The organism is Sphingobacterium thalpophilum (genome assembly GCF_038396785.1).
GTDB lineage: Bacteria > Bacteroidota > Bacteroidia > Sphingobacteriales > Sphingobacteriaceae > Sphingobacterium > Sphingobacterium thalpophilum_A.
On record NZ_CP151087.1, the window covers coordinates 1,064,486 to 1,082,474 of the forward strand.

A 17,989-nucleotide genomic window follows, 5' to 3' on the forward strand; every position below is an offset into this window, starting at 1 on the left:
ATGTTATCCATTTAATTTACGATAATGTTGACACCATGTATCCTTATGGCTTTTTCAGCTACTGATTCCCTTACTATAACTTATGCCCTTGGATACAAATTTTTACCTGCATTGAAAGTATTTATTTTCCGGGCCGCACCCATCTTTAGAACTTATATACAATCCTATCAAACAACTTTATAAGAAATATCATTTATATAATATGTTCATCCAAAAAATAGGCGCGATACCGTTGTTTTAGCTCCTTTCGCTGTGTACTATCGAGCTTGATCTTCGGATCGGTCTGTGATACGACCGTAGAAACAACCTTATGCACGCCTTTACCTTTTTTAATAAATAATACCGTCGGCGAAGAAATCCGTTTAATGGAATCAATCCCCACAGCTGTATAAGGATTTAGGACATCGTGAAATTTGGCCAAAATAGCTTCATAACCTGGGCTCCCGGCCTTGGTCGTGATCACTTTACCGTCCTTATCTTTCTCCTTAAGATCCCGGATATCGTGAATATTGAGGTAATAAATAGCCGCCTTTTCCTCCTGGGCAAATTCCAGCAGCGGCGTTATGGCATTCCGAAACCATGGACAGCTGGGCCATCCAAAAAGGACAATACCATTTTCCAGCTCCAACACATCCTGTTCGGTTGCATAGACGATCCGTGGATTGTCTGGAATTTGTACAGGCACTTTGTTCGTTTTATTCAAGCTTTCAAGTTCCTGCTTAAAGCGAACTCCTTCTTGCTTTTTAAACGAAACCTGACTATTTTTTACGGCTTCCTTCGTATCCTGCCTGGATTGGCAGTTGGTCACATTGAGCAACACCACCACTGCTAATAACATGCTAGCCAATAATTTTAAATCTTTCATATCATGTATGCATTTAAGTGTAATTCCTCTCGTTAATTCACCGATTGCTTATAGCTTTTAATATGTTCACCGATATCCCAGACCTGCGCTTTTGGCACCCATTCATTGATGAGGCTGCTTGCAATGGCCGAGCGATAACCCGAAGCGCAATGCACCACGATAGGTTTATCCACGGGTAGCTCGGCAATATGTGCCTTCAATTCGGCCAGCGGAATGTTATGTGCCCCTTTGAATACTGGTCCAATCTTAGCTTCCTCGGCCGTACGTACATCCACTATAAAATATTGATCTTGTGCCCTGTTAAAAGCGCTCTGATCAAAAGCGGTCGAAGGTTGCCCCGCGAAATCCCCATACAACACAATACCTTTAACAAACTGCTCATAGCCAATTTTGGCCAGCTTTTCGAGCTGCACCTGACCTTGTTCTTTCGTATCGACAACAAGATAAAAGCCGTCTTTCGGTTCAATAAAAGTCCCTACCCAAGATTCTGACTTGCTACGTTCGGGAATATTAATGGCCTCCGGAAAATGTGACGCCTTAAATTCTGAAGCGGGGCGGGTATCGAGGACAGTGCTCAATGCATGGGGCACCACTGCTGCCGAAACCACTGAAATACCCGACAAAGAAGCCAATAATGGCTTTGCTCCCCGACGATTCAATTCTACATTATAAGGGAAGTAAATCGGTACAGGCGGACGGTCTGCCAGAATCTGCTGGACAAACGCTTCTTCCGATTTTTGCTGAAAAGCCAAATTATGGGTTCTTTCAGCACCAATGGTACTTTGCTTAGCACCCTTTATCGCATTTCCGCACAGTGATCCAGCGCCATGAGCTGGATACAAAAGCACCTGATCGCCTAACCTTGCATAGATATCATGGACGGTGTGGTAGAGCTGCCGCGCCAGTTTTTCACGCTGCGTAGCCTGTTCTCCCGAGTACTCACGCAGATCGGGCCTTCCAACTCCACCAATCAATACCGCATCCCCCGAAAAGATCCCCACATCGCGACCATTTTCTTTTAGCAAAACAGAGATGCTATCTGGTGAATGTCCGGCTGTATTGATGGCATGCAACGCGATTTGGTCCGAAATCTTTAAGGTATCACCATCGTCAAAAGTATGGTGGGGATAGGTCGCACGGACAAGCTTGCTGACATAAACCGGAACTTTCAGATCCTGATGAATCTCCAGATGGGAACTCACAAAATCAGCATGCGGATGTGTTTCCACAACCGCGATAATTTTCGCTCCCTGCTCCTTTGCATAAGCGTAATAGGGCCTTGGATCACGGGCCGGGTCCACAAGCACAATTTTCTTATCGGCCAAGATCGCATAGGAAAACTGTGCCAGGCCTTCATCTTCAAACTGCCTGATGCTATAGCCATTCGCTAAATTATTGGTATTTCCAAAACAGGATACCCCCTGACCTGCCGAAGCAAGGGTAAAAAGGACAGCTGAACGGTGGATAAATGATCTTCTATTCATAATATTCTTTTTTTTAGACAATTAGTAGGTAAATAGTGTATTTTTCATATACCATTCTTTACCGGTGAGATAGGATTCTTTGACGCGATTGAGGGTAATTTCGAGGTTATTGCCACCGGCATCCAGCCCTTTGAGTTTGATCTGTTCTGCTGTTGGTCGTTCGTAAGCCCATTTCAGCACATGCAGGCTATCACCCTGCGCTTTTCCATACAGGGCCTTCAGCCCCACATCCAGTTTTTCATCGAGTTTTTTTCGTTGCTCCTTACTAAATTTCTGATTTTTGTCGATCAGGTACAGCGCATGTTCTGCCGAGTCTATTTCATAATACAGGTAATTCTTTCCTCCGGCCCGGCCCGTAAATTCATACGTTTTGAGCACATCATTTAAAGCCGGGGTACCATTGCCAAGGTCGATCGAATTGGCTTTATTGACCTTATAGACCAAGGTTGAGTATCGTTCGAAAAAGGCCTCATGCCAACGTACTGAATCGGCAGGTGAATAAGCCTGAGACTTTCCATTCAGCAGAAAACTCGAAACCTCATAATGTCCCGCAGCTTTTGCCAGTCCAGGAAGTACCGGCTCCTTTAGACGCCCTTCATCATAGAATCGTTCATAGCGATAAAAGCCATAAACGAAAATAAACAGGACCACAATGGTCGCCTTTAGGCCAAAATAAAATGGCTTATTCCACTTCCTGACAAACTTGGGCACATAGTAATAGGTGCTTACTGGTTCGCGCAGGATAAAAAGCTTCCAGATTGCAGGCAGATACTGCAGCAATAGAAAAAGGGAAAGCAATACAAAATATGAACTGTATACATGAACTGCGCCATCGTAGGCAATATTGGCGTGGGCAATGTTAAAGAGGACCCCAGCATTGATAATGGCTCCTATTACGACCGTGGGCCGAAAGAAGAGCAGGCTTCCCGCCGCTATCTCCAAAAAGCCTAAAAAGATCTCATATTTATAGGATACACCGACGATTTGCCAATACAACTTAAAGGGGGCATATTCACCGATATCGGTATTCAGATTGGCAAGGGATGGAAATGGCATCTGCATGGGAAAGAACTTGATAAATCCGAAGGCGATCAGCCCCAGTGCAATGCGGTAGCGTACCAATACCCGCAACCAATAGTACAGCGCATCATAGCGCTGCACCTTACTATTTCGGGCCAATATCGTCCAGATGGAAGCACCCAGCACCGCTATCAGGCCATTGAGCCACCAAGACGTATACGATGCGAAACCCCATTTGCCACTTTCGCTGTCTATTTCTATCCAACCCGTGCGCGACCCACCGGCGATCGTTGCCATCCAATCATATAATGATTCGGGTTTAAAAACTTTTTCGTACCATTCCCAATCCAGGGGTACCACCATCAGGATAAAGAAAATAAACGTAAATCTAAATCCTACTTTCTCCCAGTACTTCCAGCTCCGCTCCTGCTGGCTGGTTGGAATGCTTTCCAAATATTGAATCGTTGCCATAAACTTAGTCTAAATTTGAATCGTTAATAAATACGGATTGGTTTTCTGCGGCCTTCATGCAACAGATATTTCTTGTTCACTTTCTCCAGCCGTACATGCAATGAGTCGCCCAACTGGTTGACTCCATCAAGTAAAATTGTCCGTTTGTCGGGTCTTTCGACAATAAAGGCAAACGTGTGGCCTTTACTCACTTTTCCGGTAAGTTTGATCGTGGTTGTGCGCTTATCAGTTCCCTGCTTGCTCGTATAGCCAAAGAATTCACGCCCACCATTGCCCAGGTATTCGTAGTTACGCTCGCGATTGAAGGCGATACGCGGTTTGAGGCTATCGACCTTTGCAGAACGGTTTCCACGAATACTGAGCGTATTCCATTTTTCAAAAACCACATCTTTCCATCGCAATGTATCGCTCAACGAATACGGAATAGTATCGCCTTTCCAGACGAAGTCTTTTACATCGTATACGCCTGCTGCTCCTTCCAATCCCTTTTCATCGGGGAATGGGTAATCGGAATTCTTCTGGCTCAGGTAAGCCTGCACGCTAAATACAGCGATCAGCAGCAGGAACAAGGCCTGCAAATAAGGGCGAATCCCCGCAACGCTGCGGCCATAGACAGGCCAAAACCCATCGGGAATAGTTGCTGCCTTTTTAATCAAAAGCTGATAAAAACGGGGCCAGTCGTACGAGAAGATAACGACCGCAAGCAATAGTAAAAACGAACTATAAACCTGTTCACCGATCTCGTATACATAATTAACGATCACGACATTAAGCAATACGGCGATAAGTAATCCTGAACCGATGATTGCTGTACGGCGGTTCAGTAAAAAGAGTCCACCCACAATCTCTAGCGCACCAATTACCGGTAAATATCCCGCGGTTGCAATGCCGTTGGTCAGGTAATAGAGCTTCCAGAGCAGGAAATCACCGTATTCGGTATGCAGCTCGCTAATGGTCGGCTCGGGAAGTTGTATAGGGATGATTTTGACAAGACCTATAAAAGTAATGGCCAATGCTAAACGATAGCGCAGTAGCACGCGGAGCCAGTAAAACACACGATCGTCATCGGCCTGAAAAGTCTGCCTGATTTTACGGCCAAAGGCCCAAAATAGCAATAGCGCGAGAGCCAGAGCAATTGCCCAGTTGTAGTATCCGCGCACATCGCTACCTACGAAAGGGCTTTCGGCGATAAAAGAAGTGCGGTAAGTAGCCAATCCAAACCAGTTCTCCAATGAAAACAAGTCAGCAAATGAACTCCCCGTAAAAAGATTGGGGTCATACGGGATGCTGAGTATCAAAAAGAAGATCAGGCCGATGTATAAAATAGCTGAGCGATAGCGCTTAAAAAAATGAGAGTCTGCAAATGTTGTCATTTCAATCCGATTAAATAAAAAACAAATGATTCATCCGATCAATCCAAACCTGGATTTTGTTGTAGATTCGGGTCTATCGAAACCTGAGCGTACGGTATCGGCAGCAGTAGTCTATTCACGGAGGAAATATTGAGCACCTGTTGCGCGCGTCCTGTCCGCAGCAGATCATACCAGCGATGGTTTTCCAGGGCAAATTCAACGCGATTTTCATCTTCTACGGCCTGCAGGAGCGCTGCCGCTTCGAGACTTTGCAAGGGTTTGATGTTGGCGCGTGAGCGTATGGCATTTAAGTCGGCCAATGCAGCTGTCAGGTCGCCCGAGCCATTACGTTGCGCCAATGCTTCGGCGCGGATGAGGTAAAGCTCGGCCGTACGGATCAAAAAGACGGGGTCTGTTCGGTCTGTTCGGTAATAGAGATTGCCGATCAGGATATTTGGATCTGTGGATGAAGTGGTTTTGGATACCAATGCCGTCCGATCCCCACCAACAGTAGGATCTATCAGCAGGTCGTAGATGGCCTGCGAAGGTCTGATCCAGGCAGTTCCCCATTATTGCCCGACAACCATTGACTAGCCTGACCACTGGTATTGTTGATATCATAGACCAATTCGAAGACCGATTCTTTGGTATTGGAGGTATTGTTGGCATAAAACGAGCGGTATGGATTGACCAAGCTATAATTGGCGTTGTCGTCAATAATATAGGATGCATATTTTATGGCTTCGCTCCAGTTTTTCTGGTAGAGGTGAAATCTTGCCAGGAGCGCGCGGGCTGTTTTCTTGGTAGCGCGAATGCGATTGGTGTCATTAGGCAAGAGCTGTTCTGCTTTTTGCAGGTCCTGCAGCACCTGCGCATAGGTGTCGGCCAGGGAGCTTCTTTTAACCTGCGGCAGACTACTGGCCGAAGTTGTCGGCTGCAACACGATCTGTACACCACCCCAAGTTCTGGCCAGATCAAAATACGCCAGTGCGCGCACAAAATAAGCCTCCCCCACAAGCTGGTTGCGGTAGGCTTCGGTGAAAGTCGTCGTCAGCGCGAGGTTGGGTACTTTGCTGATCACATGGTTGGTCCTGTTGATGGTGGCATAGATCTGGTTCCAAGCCGTAGCCAACACAGCGAGGTCGGATTTGACCGTATGATTGGTCAGCGTCTGATGAACAGTCTGACTGCCGCGATACACGATGTTGTCTGCCGAAAAGAATCCCAGCAGCTGAAAGCTATAGCCATAATAATCGTTGGACCGAAGTGCAGAGTAGATACCGCGTACTGCTGTTGCGGCAGAACTCGCATCGACGATAGTCACTTCATCAGATACTGAACTCCTGGGCTCCACTTCCAAAAAAGAACTGCAGCCACTGAGCTGAAAGACAAGAAGCGGATAAAGGAAATATATAATTTTTTTCATGAGCTTTACGGATTAAGGTTAACGTTTAAAGGGTTACATTGAGCCCAAGCTGAAACGTACGGGGCTGCGGTGGCGTTCCAAATGTGCCTATCCCTTGCGCATTTGGGTTGCTGGTGACATTCGATTCGGGATCGCCTGTATATTTGCTCCAGACAAAGAGGTTCGAGCCAACAAAATAGATCCGCGCAGCAGACAGTTTCGCCCGTTCAACCAACTCTTTCGGCAGTTTATATCCAAAAGAAAGCTGTCTGAGTTTCAAAAACGAGGCATCTTCGAGATAACGGCTATTGGCATCGATGGTATAGTTGAGCCCTTCCGATGTCAGTCGGGGAACATCGGTGATGTCCCCGGGCTGCTGCCACCTGTTCAGCACATTTTGAGACACCCCACCACTGCTGGGATTACGCTCCCTGAAATAGCGGTTGAGGTTCACCGCGTAGTTGCCATATTGGAAACTAAAGTCTACACCCAGATCGAAGTTTTTATAGGTAAAGGTATTACCTATACCACCGTAAAACTTGGGATAGGCATTGCGAAACACCTTCCGCGCCGAAGTCGACAAAGAACCATCGCTCAGCTGTCCGTCAAATACCACCTTTCCGGTCTGCGGATCGACATACAACTGTTCATACAGCCAGAATGAGTTGAGCGAATAATCTTCTTTCAGAATCACCCAATCGCGGGTATACTGGGTGATTTGCGTGGGTAGTTTCTCAATTTTATTTTTATTGCCCGAGATGTTGAAGCTTGTATTCCAGGCAAAGTCTTTTGTTTTCACGTTGAGTGAATTGATCAACACTTCATAGCCTTTGTTGCTGATTTCGCCCACATTGGCCCAATACTTTGAAAAACCGGAACTGCCGACAATAGGCCGCTCGAGCAGGAGATCGGAGGTATATTTATGGTAAAGATCTACGGTAATGGACAGGCGATTTTTGAATAGCGCCACATCCAGTCCAAGATCGGCCTGTGCCGTTTTCTCCCAGCGCAGATTTTCGTTACCCAACTGGAAAGGACCTGTACTTGGCAACACCTTGCCATAGCTGTCCGCATATTTTTCATTGCCCGACCAGAGACCTCTGGCGGCGAAATTGCTGATTCCGGCCTGATTGCCCGTCAATCCATAGGAAGCCCTTACTTTCAGGTCGTTTAACCAGGTTTGATCTGCCAGAAAGGCTTCTTGACTGATCCGCCAGCCCGCCGAAAAAGCGGGGAAATACCCCCATCGGTTGTTGGCACCAAACTTGGACGAGCCATCTGCCCGCAGGGTTGCCTCTGCAAAATAACGGTCGGCATAGCTATAGCCTACCCTTCCAAAATAGGAAGCAATGGTATATTTAGTCCAGTTGTCGGCGGCAATGATATTGGCTGCCGAGGAAATCTGTTTAAAGGAATCGTTGGCAAAACCATTCCCCTCCAAATATTTGTAATCAAGTACATTGCTCTGCAAGGTATTTCCCAAAATAGCATTGAGGCTATGCTTGCCGAACGTATGCTGGTAGGTCAGGGTTTGCTCATTGATCCAGGTTGCATTTCGCGATATTCCCGACGTCGCCTGATTGTTATTTGCGATACCGATACTGGTTTTGCTGTTCCAGTATTGCGATTCATCGTAGAGGTTATAGTCGGCACTAAAGCTGGATTTGAATTTCAGTTCCTTCAGTAGATCGATTTCCGCAAAGGCACTTCCTATATAACGTAGGCTTGTGGTATTGACATCGTAGTTGTCTACCAGGGTATAGGTGTTATCGGTACCATTGATTGATCCATCGGTATTAAATATCGGCACACTCGTTGCCGAAGATACGGCCGAATTGAACAGGCTTACCTGTGGGCCATCGCCTGTACGTGCCTGATTGCGGTAGGTTCTGGAAAAATTATTGGTCAGGCCGATCTTCACACGGCTGCTGAGCTGATGGTCAAAATTAAACTTGAGATTAGTTCGATCACCTTGATAAAAGCTTCCTGGCCCGTGTAGCCCGCACCAATATAAAAACGCGATTTGTCTCCGCCCCCTTGGATGCCGATGTTATAATCCTGCAGCTTCCCGTGGCGCAAGAGGAAACCAAGGCGATCGTAAGTAGGCTGATCTTCGGGATTTCCTTTCCCGCCTTCCGAGACAGGACGGTAAGGCCTGTTGGCGAAAGTCTGTTTCAATGCCGGATTGTCCAGTCCGGAGTTTATCCACCACTCGTTGGCGAGGGTTGCCGTTTCGGGACCTGTAGCCAGTTTGGGCAACAAAGATTTATTGGCTTCAGCCCAGCCCCCCTGCAGGTTGAGGTCAATTTTGGTCCGGCTACCATAGCTCCCCTTTTTGGTGGTAATGATAATTACACCATTGGCACCCCGGGAGCCATAGATTGCCGTTGCCGAAGCATCCTTCAACACTTCAATCGACTCGATATCTGCCGGGTTGATATCTGTGAGCGGTGAACTGGTCCGTCCACCGAGCCCGATATTCTGAAGCGAGGTATTGTTTAAGAATACCCCATCAATAATATATAAGGGATCGCTACTGGAGTTGATCGATGTCGTTCCGCGAACCCGCAGGAAGATACTTTCGCCGGGGACACCCGAGTTGGTGGAAACCTGTACCCCGGATAGCTTGCCCTGCAACTGGGCATCAAAACTTGCTACGGGAATTTTGTTGACTTCGGCAGCGTCGATCTTGGCAACTGCTCCCGTTAGATTTCTTCGCTTTTGTACACCGTAGCCTACGACGACCACTTCATCCAGATCAGAAACGCTCGGTTGAAGCAAGATCTGAATCTGCGCCTCCCGTGCGGTTATCTTTCGGCCTTTGTATCCCAAAAATGAAGTTGAGAATGTCAACGGAAGTCGTTGCCCCGTGACAAACTGAAATCTTCCCGACGCATCGGTCTTTACTTGATGGGTAACACCTTCGAGCTTTATGGTAACGCCTTCAATAGGTCGATTGGTAATCGAATCCAATACAATACCTTTTAAGGTCGCGTTAATAAGTGGCTCAGATTGCTGCGAAAATGCAGGCAATAGCAAACCATGTGACAAAAAAATCGCCACGGCGTACTTCCATACGCTATTTTTCATAGGTAAAATTTTAACAGTGAATATTTACAAGTGCCAACGCCAATTGATTACTTGTCAGAAAAGCTGCTTTTATGGAAAGAAATACTTTCCCCTAGACTTAGCTACACATTCGCCTATTGAAATCAGAACAAAAGGATTTACAGTTGCGCAGATTTGCGCTCGATTTGGAAGGGTTAAAATAAAAGTTGTAGTTCATAAATAATGAATTAAGTAAAACATTGTGATCATTACGTGCGGAAGATGTTGCCTTATTCAAGCTTGTCTCCTAGGTTGATAAAACAAATATAGTAAACATAAAATAAATTCTATAATATTAGTAGACTTTATTTTTAACTATATTTTCTTCCATAAAAAAATCGCAAGTAAATCGGCTCAGAAAAGTTGGTGGAAATATGTACATTGAATACCTACTTTTGGTTAGTAAAAGTATCAGCCCTATAGCGCCCTCCATAACCGGATAATAAACCGATAAAAAAGGACATAAGGACAATCACCAATCTTCTACCGGGTAACATTCATTTACGTTTCAATAAACAAAGCCGTCTGAGTTCGCTCAAACGGCTTTGTGCTGCACTATATTCAGCATGGAGAAAAAAGTTAACATAGCGCGGATTTCTTCTACCAGTCGATAGCCTCTCTCCTCAATTAGGAATTATTTCGGATATGTACATCGCGCTGCGGAAATGGAATTTCAATCCCGGACTTATCCAAAGCTTCCTTACAGTCAATGATCAGCTGTTCCTGCATGGTCCAAAAGTTTTCGTTGGAAGTCGTGACGCGCACAGAAAGATTGATTGCACTGTCGCCAAGTTCTGTCACCACCACCTGCGGCGCAGGCTCTTTAAAGGCAAATTCATTGCTTCTAACGATATTGAGGAGTATTTCTTTTGCCTGTTTCAGATCAGCATCGTAGGCAACGCCAATGTCAAACCATGTGCGACGTGTTCCAAGTTTTGTATAATTGGTGATGCTACTATTTGACAACACCCCATTTGGAACAACCACCTGTTGATTTTGTGGTGTATTTAACTTGGTATTGAAGATATCAATTTCTGTCACCGTACCCGCGATATTTGTAGTGGAAGTTATGTAATCGCACACGCGGAAAGGCTTGAGGAGTAAAATCAGTATACCGCCGGCAAAATTGGACAAGGATCCCTGCAGGGCCAGACCTATGGCCAGACCTGCTGCACCGATAATGGCCACAAATGCCGAGGTTTGCACCCCCAATTGTGTAACGACAACGATAAATAATAAGATATTTAAAATCCAACTGATGAGATTGCTTAAAAATCGCTGCAAGGAGACATCCATTTGTCGCCGCTCAAATGCCTTGTCTATCATCCGTTTTATTAGGCGGATGATCCAGGATCCGATCAGATAAATAAGTAAAGCAGAAATTACGGCAGTAATAATACGGGGCGCCCAGGCAATGGCAGAGGAAATAAAATTATTCCAATGTTGCTGGACATCGTTCACTTCTAAATTGTTCATAGCAGTATTTATTTTATTAAAAATGTAAGGTTTAGAAACAAAAAGAGTGTTATGTTGCTTTTATTCTAATATAAAGCACATTAAATTACATTTTCTCTAATTTAAACAACCAAACAGTAGAATTGTTCGTATGAAAATGAAACAATATGGTTTTGTATCATTCCTTATATGGAATCTGTGACAAGAAAAATAAACAAGAAAGACGTCGCAGTTGGCTAGATAAAATCATAAATCCCATTTTTCCAGCCCAATATTTTGGTGGAATCCGCATCAAGCCAGTTTTTCAGCAGTGTTGCGTATACTTTTCGAAAATCTTCCGTATACTGGAGATCCCCTTCATTGAGCTGGGTTAGGTCAGGCAAAGCATTGAGCAGGCCTTGTTTTTTTAGGCCTCCGGATAGAAAGAAAAGCTGGTTGGCCGTACCATGATCAGTGCCATTGCTGGCATTCTGGGCCACCCTACGACCAAACTCCGAAAAGGTCATCAGCATGACATGCTGAAAAAGACCATTTTTCTTGAGGTCGTCCACAAACGCCTCCACGGCATCGTTGATGGTGTGGAATAGACTCTCCTGCCGCTGCTGCTGATTGATATGCGTATCAAAACTACCGATCTGCAGATAGTATACCTGTGTATTGATATCCGATTTAATCAACGACGATACCGTCTTCAGATCCTTTCCAAGCACCGAATCGGGGTACGCTGCTGCGGTCTTCCTGGCTTTACTCTGTTCAAAAATATAGTCGGCATTGTTGATCGTATCACCCAGGGTCTGATACAGATAGGCTACTGTCTCCTCTTCATGCTGATGTTTATGTTCCTGATAGAGTGTATTAAAGTACTCTTCACGGCTGGTCTGATAAAGCTTCTTGGGGTCTTTAAACGCGAACGCTTTTTTCTGTTTTCCTTTGAGGGCAAGGCTCAGCATATCATTCACTTCCAGAGCTTGCGTCGGATGACCGCAGTCGTAACAGGCCTGATCGAGGTAGCGGCCTATCCAGCCGCTCTCCAGGTATTCGTCGCTTCGGCTCGCACTATGCCATATATCCATGCTGCGGAAATGCGATTTATTGGGCTCGGGATAACCGACATTGTTGAGTACAGCCAGTTCGCCACGATCATAAAGTGTCTTGAAAAAAGGTAAAGCCGGATGAATACCTGCTTCTTCTGTGAGCGTTAGTGCATTATCGACCGCAATCGTCTGCCTTTCCCGAAAATAGATATCATTGCGCATCGGAACAATGGTATTTAGCCCATCATTGCCGCCACTGAGCTGCAAGATGACCAACACCTTATGTCCCCTTTCCAGTGCTTCAGGCAAGGACATGGCTTTTAAGAAATTGGGCAGCAGCAGCGATGCTGTTGCAAGTGAACCTGCTTTGAGAAATTGGCGTCTTTTGATGATCATGGCTTTCTTATTACGATTAACAGAGTTGATATTCGGGGATACTCATTACTTCAATAATAGTCCTACGGCGGCTTCCGCCAGCGTAGCTATCGCGCAGTGCCTTACCAAAGGAAGGTTGCTGCTGCAGCAGGAGCTCAAAGGGATCCCGATCGGCAAATACAGCCTCGACCCCAGCCCAGTCAATGGAAATTTTTGGGTTTTTATAGGCTTTAGCCATGGCCCGCGACTGCTTCATCCCCATATCAAGGTCGTCGTCATTCTGCGCGTCAAGATCCAGCGGCCGCAGGCCGGTCCATATCTGCGGTAGTTGCATCCGGAGCAATAAGGTAGAGCTGTCGATCCAGGCTTTTCCCGATGGCCATCCCGCCACATTCGGCGGATACAGGAGCATCTGTCCCAACAGCTTTTGATAAACAATCAGGTTTTCAGGAATCGCGATCTCCATGGGCAGCATACGCATAATACCAGCCATGAGTTCCACCGGTGACTTTATTTTGTTGCCCACATTTTTGGAGTCGTAAAACCAGGCTGCCGTAAATACACGGTCTAGCAACCGCCTAATATCATATCCTGAATCGAAGAAATCTTTACTCAGCGTGTCGACGATGTCCTGATCCACTTGTTCGTTGACCAGAAAACGGTAGAGCTTTTCGGTGATAAAACGGGCCGTAGCGGGCCGCTCCAAGATAATATCCAGGATAGCATTGCCGTCGAAACTTCCGGTTTTCCCCAAAAATGTTTTGCTTCCCGAATCATGATACTTTTTACGCACCAAGAACTGGCCATCCTTATCGTATGACCAGCCCGTAAATGCACGCGCAGCTTCCTTCACATCCGATTCCGTATAGCTGCCACGCCCCATCGTAAAGAGCTCCATCACTTCCCGGGCAAAGTTTTCATTGGGGTGGTCTTTTTTATTCTGCTGGTTGTTGAGGAAATTGAGCATAGCCGGAGCTTTGGAAACGGCGAACAGCAGATCCCGGAAATTTCCAAGCGCATTTTTCCTGATTTCGTTGAGGATATGGGCGCTAAAATTGGCGTTGATAACCCGGCTAGCAAAATGTCCGTGCCAAAAAAAGGCCATCTTCTCCCTGAGCTGATCTTCGCTATGCACCATTTCATTCAGGAAATTAAGGTTGATCTCAATATTACGCTTTCGATTGAGCTGTTGTACCTGCTTTTTGTCTGCGGCATTCAACTTGGAAAGCGCCGTGTAGTCGACGTTGGTCTGCTCCGTATTGAAACTGATGGGATGAAATTCATGTTCCTGGGCATATTGCTTCCAGAGGACTGCGGTAGACTGCTGTTCAAAAACGGTAATCTGCTGTAGGCCCATCCCAAATCCGGCGCGATTTGCCAGGTGTATATTTTTTTTAAAATCGGACATCATCCTGTTTCCTTTTATACCTAAATAACGAATTATTTAACTATGTTAGCTTACAGGAAGATTCGATTTAACAAAAATTAAGCTAAATTAACAAAGTGACTACCAAGATAATACTTTTCAAACTCCGATTTTTTTTCATTAAATTTATTCACATAGGGACAACAAAACCCCTTGTTTATGTTGCATACCTGTTTCACAAGTTACAATCATCAGTTGATAAACCTTTAAAACGAAATATAAGATGGCAAAATTAATCAACGTTTAGATTTCAGTATTCATGCTGCTCGTTTTTGTCCAATGCCTAGGAATTCAAAATGAGCCATCCGAAAACTTCGACTGGTTATTGGGAAAATGGCAGCGTACCAACGAAGCCAAAGATAAACGGACTTTTGAATATTGGCAGAAAATCAAAGACACTGAATATGCAGGTTTTGCTTTTACCCTGCAAAACCTGGATACCATCCATCAGGAAAAAATGCAATTATTAAAATACGATGGCGACTGGAATTTATTGGTTAAAACGCCCGATGAGAAAGATTTTATCGCATTTGAGATAACCATGCTAAAAGACGGCCTGTTCGAGTGTAATAATGATTCGCTGCCCTTTCCTAAAAAAATCACCTACTGGCGTGAAGGTGAAAAGTTGAAGGCCAATGTTGCTGGCGACAGTCTCCAGATTCCCTTCGAATTTAGTAGGATTTCAAAATAAATAGACCTCATTTTTCCCGGTCAATCACAACAAAAGATGCCTGCGCCAGCGTAAAGTCAAAATTCGGCAGCATAAAGTCAAAATATAATTAATCATCGGTCGAGCCATTTCTTAAATTCCGCCACTTTGTTTTTGCTGATCAGGATAGGCGTTGTACTTTGCGGTTTTGTTTGAATACGAAGCTGATTGCGACCGTATATCCATATACTTTCAATGGCATTGACATTGATAACATACTGCCGGTTGGCCCTGTAAAAGATCCGGTTGTCCAGCTCTTTTATCAAGTCGTCCAAAATCACTGTTTCCAACTATTCGGAGATATCCTACTTTATGATCAATCACCTCACTAAACGTACTCTTCTCCGTGTTAAGCCTATTTTTCAGATAAACATTGGTCATCACATTAGGATTATTCCATCCGTAGGTTTTTCCTTTGTATTTAAGACCGCCATGATAATCGTTGAGCTGCCTAAATACGGCTTCATATAATGTTGCGGCTTCATCAATCGCGTTTAAATTTTGGGCTTTATTGTATAGTTCACGTTTAATAACCTCAAGGTTTTCTTTATGAATTGAATTGGCCGATATAAGTTCAATGGATTTATCAACAAATGATTTTACACTGTCATTTTTAAACGTTTGCGAAAACGCATATCTCGAAGAAAATAAAAGTATTAACAATAAAAACAATCTGGTCATCTTGGAATTTTTGTAGCAATAAACTTCCTTATACTCATCATATAACCCAAATGCAGGCCTTCATGAAAGTTGTTCCATTCGAAGGCATCCGTTATTGAAGTGAGATGGAAGCCCGTACCCGTAGTGCGTTGCCGATAGGTCACAAACTTTTTGTTGTTAAAATCACGGATGGTCGGTTCAATCTGTTCGAGGAGCAATCTTTTCAGCAGATCAGCTTCCTGCTGCGATACCGCTGCTGAAGGCTTTGTTCCGGATTGGTAGCTGTTGAAGATTTTCTCAGGGATATGTCCTTCTACCTCAGATCCGATATAGATTAATTTATGCTGTGTGGCAATGATGTGCCCGATATTCCAGATCAGGTTGTTGCTGAAGCCATCAGGAATGCGATTGAGCTGTTCCAAAGAATAGTTTTCAAAGAATTTGAGGTAAGCCATTCGGCTCGTTTTCCATGCGCGAAAAAGTGATTCCATGTCCTGTTAACTGTCCGTGTTTTGTACACAAAAATAAGCTGAATCTTTAAAACTGTCAAAGCTTATTTACGGCAATCGGATCCTTTACATAAATTTCTTCCGAGTGCACCCGTAGACGCTGATTCTTTTTTTATTGAACTTTTTGATTTGAGTATTGTTCATTTTAAAATGAATATGGTTCAATTTTTAAAGAAAAAACTATGAAAGCACAAATCGGACTCGTTATCACGGCAGTTGCCGGAGCGGCACTGCTCGTATACAGACGCTGGAAACAACGTTCTGTACAGGAATCAACAGAAAAAACAGATCGCAAAGAGACGGGCAATCTCACAAACCCACCTTCTTGGTACCGCCCGCTTAGAATGCCCGAAATCGACAGCATGGACATTGTATCATTGCAATATGCCCCCGTCAGGGTATCGCCCGACAGAAATGATGCGGCGCAAGGGATCAACAAACACATTTCTTATTACCATAAAGGCAATAGACATCAATAAGGCAGTGATACGAAAACAGTTGCAGTTTAAGCGATTTCTACAGCTGAAAAAGTGCCCAAGCTCAGTATACAGTGCTGAACCGCGACAATAAATGCGCGCAGTTCCGCGTTCCAGTTACATCGGTTCAGTCAGATCAAAAATAGGTGTCCTGATATCATTTGCATTGATTATATTTTCTTATCTTTTCAACAGGAATTTATACGGTTTTTTAATTTAGACATCCCAAAATCCGCTTCAATTTCAAAATTATCGACTAAATTGGGACACCTTAATTAACATGGGAGTTTAAAATATATGAAAAAAAATGCTTCCGGCATCAACAATTCAAAGCAACGTATTGAAAACAAGAACAATGATTTAGATCTTTATCTAAAAGCATTGAATTCTGCCTATTCGGGTATTATAATTACAGACAATCTGCAGTATGATAATCCCATCATTTATTGCAATAAAGCTTTCTATACCATCAGTGGTTATGCCCACGATGAAATTATTGGCCACAACTGCCGATTTTTACAGGCTCAGGACCGTTCGCAAGCCGATCGTAAGATTATCAAAGAAGCAATTGAACGCGGCGAAGAATGTAAGATTGAAATTCGAAATTATCGTAAGGATGGAACGCTTTTCTGGAACGAACTTTTTATTTCACCAGTGAAGAATGAAGAAGGTCAGGTAACTCATTTTATTGGTGTTCAAAATGATATCAGTGATCGAAAAAAAGCGGAGCATGATCTTCGGGAAGAGAAGTCCCATGTGGAGCTCAAAATACAGCAAAGAACCAAAGAACTTCAAGATAAAGAAAGCTTTCTGTCCAGTATTATTGAAACAGTACGAGAAAGTCTCTTGGTACTCGATGCCAATTACATCGTCCTGAGCGCCAATAGACATTTTTTAAACTCGTTTAAAGTCACCACAGAAGAAACGGTAGGAAAACTATTATTTGACCTTGGTAATCAGCAGTGGGATATTTCTTCGTTAAAAGAGATGCTCACTCAGATATTGCCCACCAATAACCCGGTTATCGATTATGAGGTAGACCATATCTTTCCTCATATTGGTCGAAAAGTCATGCTGCTAAACGCTTATCGTGTTGAATTCGAGGGCCAGTACAAAGACCGGATCCTGATTGCCATCGAAGATATCACAGAAAAGAAAGAGCAGGATCGGCGTAAAGATGATTTCCTGTCGATTGCGAGCCACGAACTTAAGACACCGCTCACAACAATTAAAGGTCTCTTCCAGATCTTGCAGCGATTGAGTGCTGAAAACACCGATCCAAAGTATGTCTCAACTTTAGATAAAATCACAGCTTATATCGATCGCTTGAATCTGTTGATTTCAAAACTCTTAGATACGTCTAAGATTCAATCTGGCAATCTTGAATTGCACATGGACCCTTTTGAGATCGATAAGACCATTCAAGATGCCGTTGAAAGCATGCGATTGGCGGCACCTGATTCTGACATCCTCCTTATAGGAAATACAGGTAGTATCGTCGAGGGCGACGAGCTTCAGATTATCCAAGTGCAGAACAATCTGCTATCGAATGCAATTAAATATTCACCCGAGTCGAAAAAAGTTGAAGTTAGTATCACAGGGTAGCCAACTTTGTTAAAATCTCGGTACGTGATTATGGT

The 17,989-nt window shown here is 44.3% G+C and carries 17 protein-coding genes; 3 read left to right on the forward strand and 14 right to left on the reverse strand.

Annotation, left to right across the window (positions count from 1 at the left end; translation table 11 throughout):
• Window positions 1–193 precede the first annotated feature (193 nt).
• From AACH28_RS04980 to AACH28_RS05030, 11 genes are all read right to left on the reverse strand, one after another.
• A complete protein-coding gene (locus AACH28_RS04980) occupies window positions 194–865 on the reverse strand; it encodes a hypothetical protein (RefSeq protein WP_341832372.1) in 672 nt (223 codons plus the stop codon).
• Between the two features lie 32 nt (window positions 866–897).
• Window positions 898–2,349, reverse strand: coding sequence for an MBL fold metallo-hydrolase (locus AACH28_RS04985; protein WP_341832373.1), 1,452 nt, complete (start codon window positions 2,347–2,349; stop codon window positions 898–900).
• A gap of 21 nt (window positions 2,350–2,370) precedes the next feature.
• Window positions 2,371–3,840: a hypothetical protein gene (locus tag AACH28_RS04990; RefSeq protein ID WP_341832374.1), complete on the reverse strand. Its 1,470-nt coding sequence runs from the start codon at window positions 3,838–3,840 to the stop codon at window positions 2,371–2,373.
• A 23-nt stretch (window positions 3,841–3,863) separates the two neighbouring features.
• Entirely contained in the window at window positions 3,864–5,213 is a 1,350-nt protein-coding gene (locus AACH28_RS04995) for a beta-carotene 15,15'-monooxygenase (RefSeq protein WP_341832375.1), read from the reverse strand.
• 38 nt (window positions 5,214–5,251) lie between these two features.
• A complete protein-coding gene (locus AACH28_RS05000; protein WP_341832376.1) occupies window positions 5,252–5,680 on the reverse strand; it encodes a RagB/SusD family nutrient uptake outer membrane protein in 429 nt (142 codons plus the stop codon).
• Window positions 5,681–5,712: 32 nt separating this feature from the next.
• A complete protein-coding gene (locus tag AACH28_RS05005) occupies window positions 5,713–6,618 on the reverse strand; it encodes a RagB/SusD family nutrient uptake outer membrane protein (protein WP_341832377.1) in 906 nt (301 codons plus the stop codon).
• Between the two features lie 25 nt (window positions 6,619–6,643).
• Window positions 6,644–8,518 (reverse strand): SusC/RagA family TonB-linked outer membrane protein, encoded by a 1,875-nt coding sequence (locus tag AACH28_RS05010; protein WP_341832378.1) that lies wholly within the window; start codon window positions 8,516–8,518, stop codon window positions 6,644–6,646.
• Entirely contained in the window at window positions 8,515–9,687 is a 1,173-nt protein-coding gene (locus AACH28_RS05015) for a TonB-dependent receptor plug domain-containing protein (protein ID WP_341832379.1), read from the reverse strand. The genes AACH28_RS05010 and AACH28_RS05015 overlap by 4 nt, the downstream gene beginning before the upstream one ends.
• Before the next feature lie 645 nt (window positions 9,688–10,332).
• Window positions 10,333–11,181 carry a mechanosensitive ion channel family protein gene (locus tag AACH28_RS05020; protein WP_341832380.1) on the reverse strand — a complete coding sequence of 283 codons (849 nt, stop codon included), beginning with the start codon at window positions 11,179–11,181 and terminating at the stop codon, window positions 10,333–10,335.
• A gap of 215 nt (window positions 11,182–11,396) precedes the next feature.
• On the reverse strand, window positions 11,397–12,590 hold the full coding sequence (locus AACH28_RS05025) for a DUF1501 domain-containing protein (RefSeq protein ID WP_115048434.1): 1,194 nt from the start codon (window positions 12,588–12,590) through the stop codon (window positions 11,397–11,399).
• Window positions 12,591–12,606: 16 nt separating this feature from the next.
• Window positions 12,607–13,980, reverse strand: coding sequence for a DUF1800 domain-containing protein (locus AACH28_RS05030; protein WP_341832381.1), 1,374 nt, complete (start codon window positions 13,978–13,980; stop codon window positions 12,607–12,609).
• A 274-nt stretch (window positions 13,981–14,254) separates the two neighbouring features.
• On the opposite strand from AACH28_RS05030, the gene AACH28_RS05035 reads away from it, so the two are divergent.
• Complete coding sequence (locus AACH28_RS05035; protein ID WP_115049542.1) at window positions 14,255–14,686, forward strand: hypothetical protein; 432 nt, start codon at window positions 14,255–14,257, stop codon at window positions 14,684–14,686.
• Window positions 14,687–14,778: 92 nt separating this feature from the next.
• On the opposite strand, the gene AACH28_RS25485 is transcribed toward AACH28_RS05035, so the two are convergent.
• The 3 genes from AACH28_RS25485 to AACH28_RS05045 are packed head-to-tail and all read right to left on the reverse strand — an operon-like array spanning window position 14,779 to window position 15,855.
• Window positions 14,779–14,985, reverse strand: coding sequence for a LytTR family transcriptional regulator DNA-binding domain-containing protein (locus tag AACH28_RS25485; protein ID WP_407073641.1), 207 nt, complete (start codon window positions 14,983–14,985; stop codon window positions 14,779–14,781).
• The gene (locus tag AACH28_RS05040; RefSeq protein WP_341832382.1) at window positions 14,897–15,385 is read right to left on the reverse strand and encodes a hypothetical protein; all 489 of its coding nucleotides are present in this window, start codon (window positions 15,383–15,385) and stop codon (window positions 14,897–14,899) included. The genes AACH28_RS25485 and AACH28_RS05040 overlap by 89 nt, the downstream gene beginning before the upstream one ends.
• Window positions 15,382–15,855 carry a DinB family protein gene (locus tag AACH28_RS05045; protein WP_341832383.1) on the reverse strand — a complete coding sequence of 158 codons (474 nt, stop codon included), beginning with the start codon at window positions 15,853–15,855 and terminating at the stop codon, window positions 15,382–15,384. Before AACH28_RS05045 ends, AACH28_RS05040 begins: the two co-directional genes overlap by 4 nt.
• Before the next feature lie 200 nt (window positions 15,856–16,055).
• Between AACH28_RS05045 and AACH28_RS05050 the strand changes: the two genes are divergently transcribed.
• Together AACH28_RS05050 and AACH28_RS05055 are read left to right on the forward strand one after the other, a co-directional pair.
• Window positions 16,056–16,352, forward strand: a complete 297-nt coding sequence (locus AACH28_RS05050; protein WP_341832384.1) for a hypothetical protein — start codon at window positions 16,056–16,058, stop codon at window positions 16,350–16,352.
• Between the two features lie 294 nt (window positions 16,353–16,646).
• The gene (locus AACH28_RS05055; RefSeq protein ID WP_341832385.1) at window positions 16,647–17,954 is read left to right on the forward strand and encodes a PAS domain S-box protein; all 1,308 of its coding nucleotides are present in this window, start codon (window positions 16,647–16,649) and stop codon (window positions 17,952–17,954) included.
• Window positions 17,955–17,989: the final 35 nt, after the last annotated feature.

Coding starts and splice junctions, on each gene's coding strand:
- AACH28_RS05015 (WP_341832379.1), bottom strand. CDS start 9,687: ATGAAAAATAGCGTATGGAAGTACGCCGTGGCGATTTTTTTGTCACAT.
- AACH28_RS05005 (WP_341832377.1), bottom strand. CDS start 6,618: ATGAAAAAAATTATATATTTCCTTTATCCGCTTCTTGTCTTTCAGCTC.
- AACH28_RS05025 (WP_115048434.1), bottom strand. CDS start 12,590: ATGATCATCAAAAGACGCCAATTTCTCAAAGCAGGTTCACTTGCAACA.
- AACH28_RS04995 (WP_341832375.1), bottom strand. CDS start 5,213: ATGACAACATTTGCAGACTCTCATTTTTTTAAGCGCTATCGCTCAGCT.
- AACH28_RS04980 (WP_341832372.1), bottom strand. CDS start 865: ATGAAAGATTTAAAATTATTGGCTAGCATGTTATTAGCAGTGGTGGTG.
- AACH28_RS04985 (WP_341832373.1), bottom strand. CDS start 2,349: ATGAATAGAAGATCATTTATCCACCGTTCAGCTGTCCTTTTTACCCTT.
- AACH28_RS05020 (WP_341832380.1), bottom strand. CDS start 11,181: ATGAACAATTTAGAAGTGAACGATGTCCAGCAACATTGGAATAATTTT.
- AACH28_RS05030 (WP_341832381.1), bottom strand. CDS start 13,980: ATGATGTCCGATTTTAAAAAAAATATACACCTGGCAAATCGCGCCGGA.
- AACH28_RS05055 (WP_341832385.1), top strand. CDS start 16,647: ATGAAAAAAAATGCTTCCGGCATCAACAATTCAAAGCAACGTATTGAA.
- AACH28_RS04990 (WP_341832374.1), bottom strand. CDS start 3,840: ATGGCAACGATTCAATATTTGGAAAGCATTCCAACCAGCCAGCAGGAG.
- AACH28_RS05045 (WP_341832383.1), bottom strand. CDS start 15,855: ATGGAATCACTTTTTCGCGCATGGAAAACGAGCCGAATGGCTTACCTC.
- AACH28_RS05035 (WP_115049542.1), top strand. CDS start 14,255: ATGCTGCTCGTTTTTGTCCAATGCCTAGGAATTCAAAATGAGCCATCC.
- AACH28_RS05050 (WP_341832384.1), top strand. CDS start 16,056: ATGAAAGCACAAATCGGACTCGTTATCACGGCAGTTGCCGGAGCGGCA.
- AACH28_RS05040 (WP_341832382.1), bottom strand. CDS start 15,385: ATGACCAGATTGTTTTTATTGTTAATACTTTTATTTTCTTCGAGATAT.